14 protein-coding genes and 1 tRNA gene are annotated in these 15,794 nt (G+C 53.2%); 6 read left to right on the top strand and 9 right to left on the bottom strand.

The window, feature by feature from the left end:
- Window positions 1-69: 69 nt before the first annotated feature.
- The 4 genes from SE15_RS10435 (at window position 70) to chrA (ending at window position 4,056) form a co-directional block, all read left to right on the top strand.
- A complete protein-coding gene (locus tag SE15_RS10435; RefSeq protein WP_054522055.1) occupies window positions 70-1,221 on the top strand; it encodes a ribonuclease D in 1,152 nt (383 codons plus the stop codon).
- Window positions 1,222-1,270: 49 nt separating this feature from the next.
- On the top strand, window positions 1,271-2,668 hold the full coding sequence (locus SE15_RS10430; protein WP_054522054.1) for an MBL fold metallo-hydrolase RNA specificity domain-containing protein: 1,398 nt from the start codon (window positions 1,271-1,273) through the stop codon (window positions 2,666-2,668).
- Between the two features lie 56 nt (window positions 2,669-2,724).
- A tRNA-Ser gene (locus tag SE15_RS10425) sits at window positions 2,725-2,812 on the top strand.
- 83 nt (window positions 2,813-2,895) lie between these two features.
- Window positions 2,896-4,056 (top strand): chromate efflux transporter, encoded by a 1,161-nt coding sequence (gene chrA / locus SE15_RS10420; protein WP_054522053.1) that lies wholly within the window; start codon window positions 2,896-2,898, stop codon window positions 4,054-4,056.
- Window positions 4,057-4,152: 96 nt separating this feature from the next.
- Here the strand turns inward: chrA and SE15_RS10415 are convergent, their stop codons facing one another.
- The 7 genes from SE15_RS10415 to SE15_RS10385 all read right to left on the bottom strand — a co-directional run bounded on the left by SE15_RS10415 (window position 4,153) and on the right by SE15_RS10385 (window position 9,236).
- Window positions 4,153-4,398, bottom strand: coding sequence for an SWIM zinc finger family protein (locus SE15_RS10415; RefSeq protein ID WP_236690020.1), 246 nt, complete (start codon window positions 4,396-4,398; stop codon window positions 4,153-4,155).
- 137 nt (window positions 4,399-4,535) lie between these two features.
- Complete coding sequence (locus SE15_RS10410) at window positions 4,536-4,991, bottom strand: GNAT family N-acetyltransferase (RefSeq protein WP_054522051.1); 456 nt, start codon at window positions 4,989-4,991, stop codon at window positions 4,536-4,538.
- Window positions 4,992-5,058: 67 nt separating this feature from the next.
- Window positions 5,059-5,970: an SPFH domain-containing protein gene (locus tag SE15_RS10405; protein ID WP_054522050.1), complete on the bottom strand. Its 912-nt coding sequence runs from the start codon at window positions 5,968-5,970 to the stop codon at window positions 5,059-5,061.
- Window positions 5,971-5,990: 20 nt separating this feature from the next.
- Window positions 5,991-6,608: an NfeD family protein gene (locus tag SE15_RS10400; protein ID WP_054522049.1), complete on the bottom strand. Its 618-nt coding sequence runs from the start codon at window positions 6,606-6,608 to the stop codon at window positions 5,991-5,993.
- A gap of 340 nt (window positions 6,609-6,948) precedes the next feature.
- Window positions 6,949-7,761, bottom strand: coding sequence for a hypothetical protein (locus tag SE15_RS10395; RefSeq protein ID WP_152965601.1), 813 nt, complete (start codon window positions 7,759-7,761; stop codon window positions 6,949-6,951).
- The gene (locus tag SE15_RS10390) at window positions 7,715-8,617 is read right to left on the bottom strand and encodes an ABC transporter ATP-binding protein (RefSeq protein WP_054522047.1); all 903 of its coding nucleotides are present in this window, start codon (window positions 8,615-8,617) and stop codon (window positions 7,715-7,717) included. The genes SE15_RS10395 and SE15_RS10390 overlap by 47 nt, the downstream gene beginning before the upstream one ends.
- A 106-nt stretch (window positions 8,618-8,723) precedes the next feature.
- Window positions 8,724-9,236, bottom strand: coding sequence for a GbsR/MarR family transcriptional regulator (locus SE15_RS10385; RefSeq protein WP_054522046.1), 513 nt, complete (start codon window positions 9,234-9,236; stop codon window positions 8,724-8,726).
- A gap of 258 nt (window positions 9,237-9,494) precedes the next feature.
- Here SE15_RS10385 and metG point away from each other — a divergent pair, with 258 nt between their 5' ends.
- A complete protein-coding gene (metG, locus tag SE15_RS10380; protein ID WP_054522045.1) occupies window positions 9,495-11,285 on the top strand; it encodes a methionine--tRNA ligase in 1,791 nt (596 codons plus the stop codon).
- A 320-nt stretch (window positions 11,286-11,605) separates the two neighbouring features.
- Window positions 11,606-12,955: a transposase gene (locus SE15_RS10375; RefSeq protein ID WP_054522044.1), complete on the top strand. Its 1,350-nt coding sequence runs from the start codon at window positions 11,606-11,608 to the stop codon at window positions 12,953-12,955.
- A gap of 217 nt (window positions 12,956-13,172) precedes the next feature.
- Here SE15_RS10375 and SE15_RS10370 read toward each other — a convergent pair whose 3' ends face one another.
- Window positions 13,173-14,075, bottom strand: coding sequence for a glycosyltransferase family 2 protein (locus SE15_RS10370; protein ID WP_160316700.1), 903 nt, complete (start codon window positions 14,073-14,075; stop codon window positions 13,173-13,175).
- The gene (locus tag SE15_RS10365) at window positions 14,072-15,370 is read right to left on the bottom strand and encodes a glycosyltransferase (protein ID WP_054522042.1); all 1,299 of its coding nucleotides are present in this window, start codon (window positions 15,368-15,370) and stop codon (window positions 14,072-14,074) included. The genes SE15_RS10370 and SE15_RS10365 overlap by 4 nt, the downstream gene beginning before the upstream one ends.
- Window positions 15,371-15,794: the final 424 nt, after the last annotated feature.

The following is a 15,794-nucleotide window of genomic DNA, read 5'->3' as shown; positions in this document are numbered from 1 at the left end:
CGAAGTTGGCATCCCCGGCACCTTTGCGAAAACTTCCTGCCCGGCTCACCTTCTGCTATAATCCACACCATGACCACCGACACCACACCGCTCGTTTGGGTTGATCAACCCACCGACCTCGACCGCCTGGTCGAAACTCTGCTTAGAAGTTCTCGTATCGCCGTTGACACCGAATCGAACAGCCTGTATGCCTACCAGGAGCAGGTATGTTTGATTCAGTTTTCCACCCCAGAAGCCGATTTTCTGGTAGACCCACTGTGTTTGAAGGATCTTACCCCCCTGGGGGCAGTATTCGCAGATGAACGGATTGAAAAGGTTTTTCATGCCGCCGAGTACGATCTGATCTGCCTCAAACGCGACTTCGGCTTCATCTTCCGCCACATTTTCGATACTATGCACGCCGCCCGCATCCTGGGGCGCCGTGAGGTTGGATTGGCAAGTTTGCTCAAGCAAGAATTTGGCCTCCAACTGGAAAAGCACTACCAGCGTGCCGACTGGTCCCAGCGCCCCCTTCCCCCTGCCATGCTGGACTACGCACGTCACGACACACACTATCTGCTCCCCCTACGCGAGCGCCTGGCCGCCGCTCTTCAACAGAAGGGGTTATGGGAACTCGCTCAGGAAGATTTTGAGCGTCTTACCGAGGTTAGTGTTCCGGTGATTGATCTGAGCAAAGGGCCGGATTGGAATCTGGCACAGCGCTACAACCTGAGCCCTCAACAAATGGCCGTGCTCCACGCGCTGTACGCCTATCGGGATGAACAGGCTCGCCTGGCTAATCTCCCTCACTTTAAAATATTGAGCAACGAAGCCTTACTGGAAATTGCCCTGGCCCTGCCCAAAAGCCCCCGCGACCTTTCCCGCCTGGGCATCCTGAGCGCCAAACAACGCGCGCGCTTTCAAGAAGGTCTTCTTACCACCATTCGCGAGGCGCTCACCGCCCCCCCACCTCCCCGTCCTCGCAACGGTGCCCCCGATGAAGCCGTTCTGGCTCGCCTGGAGCACCTGCGTCAGTGGCGTAAACAAGTAGGGCGCCGCCTGGGAGTTGAATCGGACATCATTCTACCACGCGATCTCATGGAACGTATTGCGCGCGAAAATCCCACTCACCCGGATGATCTGGCACGGCTCATGCAGAGCACGCCCTGGCGCTTTAAGCGTTTTGGCGGGGAGATTTTGCGCGTTCTGCAAGAGGCCAATTTCGCCCTTGCTCATCCCTAAGCCCAACCGAGAGCGCTGCCTCTCCGCGCTTTGAAGAAAGGAGCTCGCCATGCGTATTCACTTCCTCGGTGCAGCCCAAACGGTCACCGGCGCTCAATTTCTGCTGGAAGTTAACGAACACGCTCTGCTCCTGGAATGTGGGCTCTACCAGGGTAGGCGCGAAGAATCCTATCGCCGAAATCTGGCATTTGCCTTCAACCCCCGCCGTATTTCGGCGGCGATCCTCTCCCACGCGCATATTGACCACAGCGGCAATTTGCCCAATCTGGTCAAACAGGGATACAACGGGCCGATCTACACCACCTCAGCCACCGCGGCCCTGGCAGATATCATGATACGCGACTCCGCCCACGTCCTTGAAGCCGATGTCAATTACGTCAACAAGAAGCGCCGTAAGCGGGGCGAACCCCCCTTGGAACCCCTCTACACCATCGCCGATGCCGAAAGAGTGGCCCCACTCTTTCGGGGCATCCCGTACCAGCAGCCATTTGAACCGGTGCCCGGTGTTCAGGCCACCCTGGTAGATGCCGGCCACATCTTGGGTTCGGCTGCGATTGTTCTGGATATTGAGGAGAATGGCCAGCGCTTTCGCTTCTGGTTTTCTGGAGATATCGGACGCGAACGGCTTCCCCTGTTACGCGACCCCGTACTCCCTGAGGCGGTGGATTACCTGATGATGGAATGCACTTACGGCGATCGCCCTCACCACGATCCCGAAGAGGCCTACCAGCGGCTGCGAGAAGTAACCCTGCGCACGCTCGAGCGCGGGGGCAAGGTCATCATCCCCGCCTTTGCAGTTGGACGCACCCAGGAACTGGTCTACTGCTATAACCGGATGCTCCAGGCGGGTGAGATTCCCCCGGTGCCCATCTACGTAGATAGTCCATTGGCTGTGGCAGCCAGCCGCATTTTCCAGCAGTTCACCGATTTATTTGACGAAGAAACCCGCGCTTTTGTACAAACCGGTGGACACCCGGCGTTAAATTACCCCCAACTGCATTATGTGCAATCTGTGGAGGAATCACGCGCCCTTAACGACCGCACCGATCCAATGATCATCATTTCTGCCTCGGGCATGGCCGAAGCCGGGCGCATTTTGCACCATTTGAAACACAACATCCAGAATCCGCGCAACACAGTGCTCATCGTCTCCTGGCAAGCACCCGATACCCTGGGGCGACGTTTGGCAGAAGGCGCGCCGGTCGTGCGCATTTTTGGCGAACTCTTTGATCGCCGTGCCGAAGTGGTGACCATTGATGGTTTCTCCGCCCATGCCGGGCAAGACATGCTTCTGCGCTATGCCCAGGCCAGCCGGGTTGGCTTACGGCAGATCATCCTGGTTCATGGCGAAGCCCCTGCAGCGGAAGCCCTGCAGGAAAAAATGCGCCAGGCAGGACTTCCCTCAACCATTTATCCCGCACGCGGCGAAGTCCTCTCTTTGCCATAACAAGAACGGCTCTTTCCGTAAGTGAGGTCTCTCTGTTATAATAAAGGCACCCGCTCGGAGAGGTGCCGGAGTGGACGATCGGGGCGGTCTCGAAAACCGTTGTGGTCCTTTGGGCCACCGTGGGTTCGAATCCCACCCTCTCCGCCTGATTTTTAAATCTCCCAGTTCATCCCCCGGTCAGCGAGGCAGGCAAAATTGCCTGTCGTTTTTCTTTAGGGCCCAATCTAATGCAAACAGCCCCCGCGCATACCAGCGATCGGCAAAACTTGCTTGAGGTAACCAGCCTGTTTTTCAAATTGGGTTTGACCGCTTTCGGCGGACCGGCTGCCCACACCGCCATTATGCACAACGAAGTGGTCAAGCGACGTCGCTGGCTCTCTGATCAGGAGTTTCTGGATCTCCTGGGAGCCACCAACCTGATTCCGGGGCCCAACTCCACCGAAATGGCCATTCACCTGGGGTTACGCCGTGCCGGATGGGCCGGTTTCTTTATCGGTGGATTGGGCTTCACACTCCCCGCCGTTTTGATGGTACTGGGCCTGGCATGGTTGTACGTTAATTTTGGCAACCTTCCCCAGATAAGTGGTGTGCTGTATGGCATCAAACCCGTCATTGTGGTCATCATTCTCCAAGCGCTGTGGGATTTAGGGCACAAAGTGCTCAATCGTCCCTTCCCAATTCTGGTAGCGGGGTTGGTCCTGGGGAGCTATTTTTTGGGAATCAATGAGGTTGCTCTCCTTTTGGGAGGCGGGGTCATCTTTGCGCTGGTTACCAATCTCAGGGAGTTATCGTTGCGAAAGCAGGGCTTCGCGCTTCTACCCCTAGCTGGCCTAAACTTACTGAGTACCACATCTTCCTTGCCCTTTAGTCTGACCAGTTTATTTCTGATTTTTCTCAAGGTCGGAGCCATTCTTTACGGAAGCGGTTACGTGCTGCTGGCATTTCTGCGCGCCGACCTGGTCGTGCGTTACGGCTGGCTAAGCGATCAGCAACTCCTGGATGCCATTGCGGTTGGGCAAATGACACCGGGCCCCCTGTTCACCAGCGCCACCTTCATCGGCTATCTCCTGGGGGGCCTGCCAGGCGCCCTTCTGGCGACACTGGGAATCTTTCTGCCCTCATTTTTCTTCGTGGCTCTTTCCAGCCCCCTCATCCCTCGCCTGCGAGGATCCAAATGGGCCGCTGCTTTTTTGGACGGTGTTAATGCGACATCTCTGGGCCTGATGGCTGCCGTGACCTGGCACCTGGCACGGACTTCGCTGGTTGACCTGCCCAGCCTGCTGATTGCAGGAGCAACGTTCGGATTGCTGGCAAAATATAAAATTAACACCACCTGGCTCATTTTAGGGGGAGCGCTCTTAGGTGGGGTGATTACGCTTCTTCGATAATCAGGGATATTGGGAGAGATAACTCCGCCGGGAAAAACACCAGCAGGTCCCTTGTCTGTGGGACCTGCTGGACAAGAGGCTATTCTATTGCCTTCCCTATGAGTTAACTGGGTGGGTCAGCATGTTTTCCAGAACAATCTCCAGCGCCATAGTGTGGCTGCAAACGCCTCGGCTGCGGAAGAATTCACAATCGCATTGCCATTTGCCATGGTCATATTGGACCACATGCGAGTTGTTCTCTCCCTCGACGGTGACCGTAAAGGTCTGAAAGCGAATGCGCTCGCGCTCCTGGGCATATCGTCTGGCCTTCTCACGCTTGCCGATCATCCCGTAATCCATCATGCATCTCCTTTCATGGATTGAAAAGGGTTTAACAAGCAAAAAGGCACGCGAAATAACGCGTGCCGCGTAGACATCGTATTAAAGTCAAGACCGGATGTTTCTTCATAGACCCTGCCTCTATGATATACGCTCTTGGCTCATGAGTCAACTACTTTTTCAAGGATTAACGCATCTTCCCCGTCGCTATAATAATGTCGCCAGACATCCACTTCGCGATACCCCTCTCGATGGTACAAATGGATGGCTGGCCAATTTGTGCGTCGTACACTCAGGCGAATGCGTGGCATTTTCAAGCGCTGCTCGCATTCCAATAACAACGCTCGTCCAATTCCCATCCGCCGATACTCCGGACTGACCCCCAGGGTTAAAATCCAGCCAAGCCCTTCTTTGGGCTTTGCCTCCCCGGCAATAAACCCAACCAGTTGCTCATCCACGACGGCCTTCAACCGCACCACCCCTGGCAAGGTGGTCACGGCCACAATATCCAGCAAAGGCCAGGCATCCCGGCCAAAACAGGCTTTCTCCAGGCGGTAAAGGGCTTGGATATCCCGCCAGTTGGCTTCCAGGATCTGATAGTGAACGGTGGTGACCAAGTTCGTCGTGTGTCAAGTTGCGGGGAGCCGGAACTCAACCGCCGACTCCCCGCTCAGATCTCACAAGTTAGGATTGAGGTGCACTTCCACCTTGTTCACCGCGCAGGCGGAGGAAATCCCCCAGCAGGCTGGTAAATTCCATCGGGAAGATGTACTTCGTTGAGGGCGAAGCCGCCATACTCTTAAGGGTCTCAAAGTACTGTAAGGTGAGGGTTTTCGAATCCAGGCGATTGGCTACCGAGAAAATCTTCTCCAACGCGGCAGCATAACCCTCGGCACGCAAAAGTTGCGCTTCTCGCTCGCCTTCCGCGATCAAAATTGAGGCGCGCTTCTGACCCTCAGCCTTGAGAATGGCTGCTTGCTTCTCACCCTCAGCCACGTTAATCGCCGCCTCACGCGTACCATTCGATTCGGTGACGATGGCACGGCGATTGCGCTCGGCCGACAACTGGCGATTCATGGCCTCCTGCACCTCGCGCGGCGGGATAATCTCGCGGATCTCCACATTGGTAACCTTAACCCCCCATCGCTCCGTTACCTCATCCAAGCGGGTGCGTAATGCGTGGTTAATTTGCTCACGCTCCGAGAGCACGCTATCGAGCATGATGGCACCAATAACTGAACGCAAAGTGGTGGTAGCAATACCCTGAGCGGCAGCCTCAAAATTGGCCACCTGCAAGACACTTTGCACGGGATCAAACACCTTATAGTACCAGAGGAAATCAATGGAGATGGGCGCGTTATCACTGGTAATGGCGGTCTGAGCCGGGATTTCACGCACCTGCTCACGTAAGTCCACCCGCACCCCACGATCAATGAACGGGATAAGTAATACCAAACCGGGACCGCGTGAACCCAGGCAGCGCCCCAGACGAAAAACCACCAAGCGCTGGTACTCGGGCACGATGCGAATGGCTGCCGCCAGAAAGGCAATACCACCCACAACGATAACGCCGATTAGACAATAGATCAGTTCCATGCAAACACCTCCTTATAGGGCTACAATTCAGTTTGTGATTGCGAAGTCAATGCTTCCACAATCAGCACCAATCCCTCACGCCCAATCACACGCACCTTGGCCCCCATCGGGATGGGAACATCGCTGCGTGCGCTCCACTCCTCGCCATTGATGTAGACGGTGCCCTCACGATGAATCGCCGTGCGAGCCTCACCCACTGCTCCCATGAGCCGTTCCATGGAGATATCGGGGTGCCGTCGAATCGCCTCCAGGCCCTTCCAACCCACCAACCAGAACAAACCTACAGCAATGGTTGAAGTGATCCCCGCCAGGAGCGGGTTCACTGCTAATCCCCCTTCCGGTGTCTTAAAGAGAAAGATGGACCCCACCACAAAAGCCACACAGGCGATGGCTAGGTAAAACCAGCGCCGCGAGAAGCGCAGCGCCATTAGAAACGGGATCACTCCTACGATCAACAACCCCAGTGCCCAGGCATTAATGCTCAGACGGACGATGCCGAATCCCGCCAACACCAGGGCAAAGAGAGCGCCGATTTCGAGAATACCCGTACCGGGGGAAAACAATGCCAGCACACCCAGCACCAGGCCTACCACGAGCAGAAAGTACGCCACATTGGGGTCAATCAGGGGATTTATCACGGTGGAGGCTCTCCTCTATCATCCATTATACAATAAATGCAACCGCAACCCTACTCATTTGTAGCAGGTAGCACGCCCACCCGCCCTCCAGCCACAAGAGGCCATGGAGGAAAGGGCAAGGCGCAAGAAACTGACACCTTACAGCCGAGGTCTTACCTTTACTTTCAAAAGCAAACGTAGAGAGGGCGCCTTCTCCGCGCCCTCTCTACACACCGATATTAGATTGACTTGCCCTGTCTCACCAACCCACCAGGAGTAAAACCTGAACCAGGAGGAGGATTTACGACTATATCTTACCCTTTGTGCCTTAAAACTAAGCAAAGAAGATGTTAGCATTCGGTTAACATTTCTTTATCTTTTGCCTTTCGGAGGCTTCTGTGAGCCGCCCATAGACAAATGCCCAGAACAGCCACACGGCCAGCAACACGTTAATACCCCCCATCACCCCCAATAATCCCCTGCTTCCTTCGCTCCACCCTCCCGCAAGGTAGTAATACCATGGTAGGAGAAAGCGCATCCAATTTAAGAGTGGGAAATGTTGAGTCCATCCGTAGAGAAGAAAACTGACCAGCAAGCCCCCGAACGCACCTCCAAATCCCAATCGAAAGCTGGCCGTGTAGAGCGCAATGAGCATACCACCTTGAATTACGAGTCCCAAGAGCAAGCCCAGTGCCACAAGATGGGAAAGGGGTTCCACTGCGTTCCACGATCCACTGAAAACGCCTTGCCCAACCCACAACCCCATCAGGCTGATACCCAGCAGGATGAGTAGAAGGAGGATGTGAAAGCCCCACCCACTCAGAAAGAGCACCCAGCGTGATACCGGAAGAGTCAGCAGAAAAGCCACGGTCTCGCGCGACGTTGCTTCTCCCAGCCAACGTGCAGCCTCACCAAGCAGCGGGACACCCATTAACCAGGGCAAGACCAATGTAAACAGCAGTGCATCGTCATCCGCCCCGGCGTTAAGCGTCAGCACCAGCCAACCCGGAAGGTTACCAATGGGCAGGAACCGCAACCCAATTTTCCACACAAAAATGGCTATCCACAATCCTGCGCCCCATCCCAGCAGCCACCTTCCACGTGCACGAAGCGTGGCTACCAGCATTTCAGGCAGCATACCCACCCACCCCGTAGTAGCGGCGGTAGATCTCATCCAGGCTGGGCTGCTGACTGATAAAGTCAGTAATCCGATGGCGGCTGGCGACCTTTAGAAAGGCATCCGGGTCTCCCCGCAGCGTGCAGCGTAGTTTGTTATCCTCTAATTGAAGTTCTTCCAGGTTGGGCAAACCAGCGAACTCTTCCCAAGCCACAGGCGTGGCAAAACGCATTTCAATGCGGCGCAATGTCTTGGCGCGCAACTGGACGCCACGTTCCACTGCCAAAACACGCCCCTGCCACAGCAATGCTACTCGATCACACAAACGCTCAGCTTCAAGTAGTGAGGAGGTGGTAAAGAAGATGGTACGACCCTCGGCTCGCACCTGCCGCGCCAGGCGTGAAAACACGTCTTGAGCAGTGATTTCCAACCCAAGCATGGGCTCATCCAGGATCAGCACGTCTGCCGGATGCATGAAGGCCTGCACCAGGAATAAAGCTTTGCGCTCGCCTGGCGAATAAGCCCTGAACGGGCGGCTCAGATCCAGGCCAAATTGTGCCGCCAGATCAAACGTGGCTTCGGTGAGCGAAACGCGCCGCGTCTGGGCTAGAAACCGCAACACCTCTTCACCACGCATCCAGGGATAGAATACCCCCTGTTCGGGAACATACCCTACCCGCTGACGCAATGCCATGCCCTGGCGCGCCGGCTCCAAGCCTAGGACCAGCGCCCGGCCTTGGGTGGGACGGATCATCCCCAAAAGCAACTGAACCAGAGTTGACTTACCGGCGCCGGTTGGCCCCAAGACGCCATAAATTTCGCCCGGCTCAACATCGAGGGTAACCCGATCGAGTGCCGTCCGGCGATCAAAGCGCTTGCTGAGGTTCTCAGTGCGAATGACCAGGTAGCGCATGGCAGACCTCCTATTCCTTCAGCAAGATCGCCGGTGCAAAAGCCACCGGCTGGTGGGATTCCAGCCGGTGGCTAAAGGACTTTAGATCATGAACGTCCTTAGCCGTTCAGGCTGGAACCTCCTTACGAGATTGCCAGGCTTCGAGTAACTTGCGGTAGGCATCCTCCACCATAGCTGTCCAGGAAAGCATTTCTTCCAGCCGTTGGCGCGCCGGGTGGCCCGCATCCAGTCCTTGCAGGCCCTCTTCGGCGATTTCGCGCAGGGCCTGAATGCCCTCCAGGCGCATCTCCAGTGAACGTTCCCAGGCTTCTTCCGAGATAACGTAGTAGTCCGAACGTTCACCCGGCAACGAGACCCGTTCAACCAGGCCCGCCATGAGCAGAGAACGCAAGTTGGTCGAAATGCTGCTCCGACTGACCTGAAGGACCTCGCTCATCTCCTCGGGCGAGACCGGGCGCCGCGCCACCAGGAGCAGCCCCAGGATTCGGCCCCCAATGCGCGGGATGCCATAGTCCTCGAAGTACAATCCCATGTTTTCAATGAACTGGGATAAGGCTTCGGAGTCCCCAGAAAGAAGGGGAGGACTATCCGAGCCACTATCCGCTTCGTCTGACACCATAAGCCTACTTCTCCTGAAAATCTCCAAAGGCTAAAATTGGATTTGTTTTATTGTATATTCTTCACTTGTTTCTGTCAAGACTGAAACAATCGAACCAAATAGCAGGATCACACCTGTTGCACCTATCAGTAAAGTTGACACAATAACCGAGCGTGTAATTTTCCCCCAACTAGAGGACTACCCCATGCCCCACAGGCGGGCGTTTCGTGATAAAATCTCGGCACATGTGCTGCATTTTGTGTCTCTGAGGTGACTTCTATGTCTGAACCCATTCTGGTGGCTGTTGCCTGGCCGTATGCTAACGCCGAGATCCATGTGGGCAATCTCACCGGGTCCTACTTGCCCGCCGATATCTTCGCCCGCTATCAACGGATGAAGGGGCGGCGCGTGCTCATGGTTTCGGGTTCCGACGCCCACGGCACCCCGATCACTGTGCGGGCGGATGCCGAGAAAACCTCCCCTCTCGTCGTGTACCAGCGCTTCCACACCACATTTTTAGAGCTCTTTCAGCAGTTGGGTCTGACGTACGATCTGTTTACCAGTACCCACACCGAGAACCATTTCAATGTTTCTCAGAAGATGTTCCTGGCGCTGCTGAAAAACGGCTACCTTTACCGGGATCGCCAGTTACAGTGGTACTCGGTCACCCAGCAGCGCTTTTTACCCGACCGCTACGTAGAGGGCACCTGCTACATCTGCGGTTTTCCCAAAACGCGCAGCGATCAATGCGACCGTTGCGGCAATGTTTTGGATCCCGAAAAACTGATTGACCCGCGTTCGCGCATTGACGGCTCAGTGCCCGAACTGCGCCAGACGGAGCACTACTTCCTTGATCTTGCCAAATTACAGCCCCAAATCACCGATTTTTTACGCGCACGGGAATCCTACTGGCGTCCCAATGTGCTGCGCCAGTCCCTGGGGCTGATCATGACCGAGGGGTTGAAAGGGCGTCCCATCACTCGTGATCTGGATTGGGGCATCCCCGTGCCAGTAGAGGGAATGGAAGGGAAATGCCTTTATGTGTGGTTCGAGGCGGTTATTGGCTACCTCTCGGCAACGATTGAATGGAGCCACCTGGTTGGTGAGCCCGAAGCCTGGCATGCCTGGTGGCACAGCCCCGAAGCACGCTCCTATTACTTCATTGGCAAGGATAACATCCCCTTCCACGCCATCATTTGGCCTGGCCAGTTAATTGGGAGCGGTGAAACCCTGGACGCTCTGCTGGGCAGCCGCAACCCCCGACCGTTCGTGCTGCCTTACGATGTACCGGCCAACGAATTCATGAACCTGGAAGGTCAGAAGATTTCTGGCAGCCGCAATTGGGCAGTTTGGGGACGGGATTTCCTCACACGCTACGATCCTGACCCACTGCGTTACTACCTCACAGCCAACATGCCGGAGTACCGCGACACCGACTGGGACTGGGAAGATTTTGTCAAGCGCAACAATGATGAACTGGTCGCTACTTGGGGCAATCTAGCCAACCGCGTGCTCTCCTTTGCCTATAAGCACTGGGAAGGCGTAGTACCCGATCCAGGAGAACTGACTGCACAGGATCAAGAACTCCTGGCAGCAGTGGAGCAGGGCTTTGAAACCGTGGGGCAAGAACTCGAAGCCGTGCACCTCCGCGCGGCGCTGGGCGAGGCCATGCGGCTGGCCACCGAAGTCAACCGCTACCTGGAGCAAACAGCCCCCTGGCTGAGCATCAAGACGGATAAAACCGCGGCCGGACGGGCCATCTTTACGGCACTGCGAGCGATAGATTCGCTCAAGTTACTATTTGCGCCTTTCCTTCCTTTCAGCAGCGAAAAACTGCATCGCTATCTGGGATACGACAAGCCGCTGTTTGGAACGCAAAGCACCGCTACCGTCACCGATGCACTAGGCGAGCATACCGTCCTGCGCTACCATCCCGAAGGAGCAACCGCCCACTGGCAGCCCAGTGAGCTGAGAGCCGGTCAGCGCCTGCAACCGCCCCAGCCGCTCTTCCGCAAACTGGACCCAACCGTGGCCGCCGAGGAGCGCGCCCGCCTGGGACAGACGGGGTAAGAACTTGGGGCTAAAGCCACAACAGAGCGCTTTGGTAATTACCGGGCTGATCGATTGACACCGGTCCCACTGTATTGTTTACTGATAATCTATGCTGAACCCGGCCGATTCTGCATTCCTGTCGATCCCGCAGTATCGTTGTCCCGACACCAAATGCGCGTGGGACTTAACTCTGAGTTACCAGGTGCTCAATAGTTCGGTAAAACTTGAATATTTGTATATTGACATATACAATACCTTCGCCAAAAATAACGTAAGCAGATAGGGCTTTTTGGAGTAGAGTATAAGTCCGCCAAGGCCAAAACTCACCCAAAAAGCCCATGACAGACATTTTAGCACTTTTACAACCAATACAGAACAGCATTTCAAAAACGACTATGCGGCAATTGAGCCGGATCATTGTAGCCATGCTTGCAATGACGGGCCGAGTAACCATGCTAGGGATATCCCGTTGGGCCGAAAAAGGTGGCAGCTACCGGACCGTGCAGCGTTTCTTCTACACGATCATACCCTGGGCGCAGGTATTCTGGACATTCTTTCGTGAGCATCTGTTGGACTGTCAGGACACCTACCTGTTGGTAGGGGATGAGTGTGTCGTCACGAAAGCAGGCAAGCAAACGCATGGTTTGGGCTACTTTTTCTCCAGTTTGCAGCAAAAAGCGGTGCCGGGGTTGTCCTTTTTCACATTGTCCTTGGTGAGCACCCAGCAGCGACGCTCCTATCCAATCTGCGTGGAACAGATGAGCCACACAGAAGAAGAAAAAGCAGCCAGCAAGGCGAAAAAGGAAGCCAAGAAAGCCAAACCTGCCCAACCAAAGCGGAAACCCGGACGTCCCAAGGGCAGTCGCAATAAGAACAAGGCAGACGTAGTGCTCAACCCGGAGTTGCAGCGTATCCAGAAAATGCTGCAATTTCTGAACACCATTCAAGGCACGCTCCATCTGACTTACCTGGTATTGGACGGTCATTTTGGTAACCATCCGGCTTTCCACATGGTGCGGCAATGCCAGCTGCATCTGATTTCCAAGCTGCGCTACGATGCTGCTTTACACTTCGCCTACGCGGGTCCATCTCCCAAACGGGGCCCAACACCCAGACTGGGCGAGCCGGTGGATGTGCGCCATATCCCAGACCAGTACCTGAAGGAGACCCAGATCGAAGACGGCTTCGAGACCCGCACTTACCAGATGCAGTTGCTCCACAAGGACTTCCCAGACCCTTTGAACGTGGTCATTTTGCTCAGAGCGAATCGGGCAACCAAAGCCTGGGCCAACGTGATCCTGTTTTCCAGCGATTTGGAACTGTCTTACGACAAGTTGATTGACTATTACAGTCTGAGATTCCAAATCGAGGTCAATTTCAGGGACGCTAAACAGTTCTGGGGGCTGGAAGATTTCATGAACATTACCCCAACCGCTGTCACCAATGCCGCCAACCTGGCGCTGTTCATGACCGATGTTTCTCAAGTGTTAATGTGCCAGTACCGACAAGAAGACCCCAATTTCAGTGTTTTGGATTTGAAAGCTTACTGCCGAGGCTACCGATATGTGATGGAGACAATCCAAATGCTTCCGCAAAAACCCGATGATAATTTAGTTTCCGAGCTTTTCCACAAAGTGGCTGCTCTAGGCCGCATTCACCCTGTCAAAGAACCTGTTCCATCAGGCTAATTGGCGAAGGTATTGACATAGCTAACAATATGTTGCTAATCAAAGTTAGTAAGTTAGGAACCTCACCCAAGGATTTCTTTCATGTTGTCTCTCCAAGAATTGCCCCCAGGTACTTAATCCCATTGCCGTTCCTCTGAGCAATATCCCCTAGAAGTTTCGGGCACCAACCTTGAGTAGAGAAGGGACAGGACCAGGAAATAAGAGAACTCCATAGCTGTTAAGGTTTTTTCGTCCCAACCACCTTTTCTTTTGAGAAACACGCTCGGAGAAGGCTAATAATTAATTTTACAGCCATGGCCATATACATAAATCCATTGATGACAAATGAATACTCCTTGGCAAGGTGTTTGCGGTAGTAATAGTAATAGCTCCGATGCCATTCGAAAATAGCCCGATAAGGTTCTGAACTGGATCCCCCTTTTCCGCCAAAGTGAATGACTTCAGCCATGGGTACGTAGTATATCTTCCATCCCGCCTGGCGCGCGCGAAAACAAAAATCAGCATCTTCCTGATACGCAAAGAAAGTCTCATCAAGATAGCCAATCTGTTCAATTACGCCGCGACGAATCATCATACAAGAGCCCGAAACGGCTTCTACTTCAGCGATCTCATCTTCAGGTAGATAAGTCATCAAATACCTGCCAAACAAACGATTTTTAGGGAAAAGGCGCCAAAGCCCCGTAAAATATGTGATTACGTCCCAGGGGCGAGCAGCACTACGCCGGCATTGATACTGCAAAGTATGATCGCGATTTAAGACTTTTGGAGTGCAAATACCTGCTTCAGGATGGGATTCCATAAAAAAGTAAAGGGTGGAAAATGCACCCGGTTGTGGCAGCGTATCTGGATTTAGCTGAACCAGATATCTTCCTTTCGCTAATCTCAGGGCTTGATTCATTGGGCGTGTATAACCCATGTTCTGGGAATTACGAATGAGGTAAACCCAGGGAAATTCTTCTTCTAACATCCGCAAAGAGTCATCACTGGAACCGTTATCCACTACAATAACCTCAAAATCAAGATCGGGAAGAGCGGCGGGCAAGTTTTGCAGACATTGGCGTAAAAAGAGCGCCGCATTCAAATTGACAATACAAACAGAAACTGTGGGTTGATTACTCATCTTAGAGATTTTGACTGGCGAAAAGGAAAAATTGGGGCAAGCATGCGCCGGATAAATATCCATATCTCCCTTAGGAGGACATTTACGCCACGGGCTCGAAGGGTATACCAACCCCGCTCAATTAAATTGGGGCGGCATTCCACGGCCTCACTCAGCCAAATATGTTGAAAGACCCGGGGATCATCAATGGGATGATGATCTCTCTCAGGAATGTAAAACGCTCCCCCTAATTGCTCAAATGCATTATTGAACAACGCACTAATCTCCGCTGCCCGTTTCCATGGAGCATACCGAAAACTCACATCCTGGTAGGCACATTCTCCTACAGCTCGCCTCAAATTAGCATCTTCAACAAGACGTCGAAGAATCTCTTCCCAATCCCAAGAATCAGCGGCTAAAAAGCCATTTTTTCCATGTTGGATTGCATATCTATAAGCCGCGGTAGGGCTGGCTACTGTTGGCACTTTAACTAATGCCGCTTCCACATACTTGATTTCGCTCTTGGATTGAGAAAAGGGATTATCTAATCGTAAAGGGGCTAGATTTATCGAAAATTGAGCCAAAACTTTAGGCAAACTACGCCACGGTACAAAAGGCAAGCGATGAACCCGCGTTGTTGCTTGTCCCCAGTCCTCCCCTGGATGGATGTGACCGACCAAGTGTAAATGCAAATAAGGGTATTCGTCTAACAAACGTTGCAAAACAGGTTTGATGATCTCAAAATCGCGATTATGGGTGGGCGTTCCACTTGCATAGCCGAGAACAATCCGCTCGTTCAGCTCAGAGCCCATTGTTTTAAGAGCATCTAGTGAATGCATCCACATCTCTAAACTGAAACCATTTCGATGCACCCAGGTCGGCTTTGAGAGCTGAGAGGCGTGAAAGGCAAGGAAATCGGTTGAGGCAATAATTCCATCACAATGAATAAGAGTTTCGCGATTCAAATTAAGGTTTTCTCGATATAACCCCAAGCGAATTGGGTCTACAAAATCAGGGGAATTAATCCACCGATAAGCCTCTGGAGAAAAAACCAGGTCATCCACATCCGCAAACACTAAAGCCCCGTGTCTTTTGGCTCTTTGCAAGAGTGCCTCTACAAGCCGGTTCCAGGTTACTCGTTGCAGAATGAGTACATCTGCCCAGTCTGCAAAGTCACCTACCCCAGGAAACGTTATGTGACTATACTCACACTCTACACCGCATAACAATAACTGTTCACGCAGATGAAACGCGCGATAGCGACGGGTATCACCTTGAACCCCTGAAATAATCGCCACTTTGGGAGTTTTCAACATCGTTACTAGCCCCCCCCCGATTAACTAGAGTCCCCAGCTAGAGAAAATTCACCGCGAATACTGGAAAAGCATTGTTGTACAACCGGGCAATAGCTGAGAATCACATGGACAATCAAATCGCACTCATATCTTGCATGTGTAATACCTTTTTTAGGGAACTGCCATATATTGAAAACAAACAAAATCATATGAGCAATGGACAAGTAATTAAAACTGCAATTCGTTGCAACACTGTATGTAAGAGATATCATGGACATTTGACCATAGCTATACGTGAAAGCGACTTTAATCCATGTAGCAATCCTTATTCATGCAAAATCCAGAGAGGCCATATTGCCCTAACAGCATTTTTATGGGGTTTGGTGGATATTTCCAATTACCGAGAGCAGATAATTGATTGATTACTTTATAGCACAGATAATTG

The sequence above is a fragment of the Thermanaerothrix daxensis genome, assembly GCF_001306145.1.
In the GTDB taxonomy this organism is placed as follows: Bacteria; Chloroflexota; Anaerolineae; order Anaerolineales; family Anaerolineaceae; genus Thermanaerothrix; species Thermanaerothrix daxensis.
Note: the sequence above shows the minus strand (reverse complement) of the source record. Positions and strands in the feature narration are given on the sequence as shown.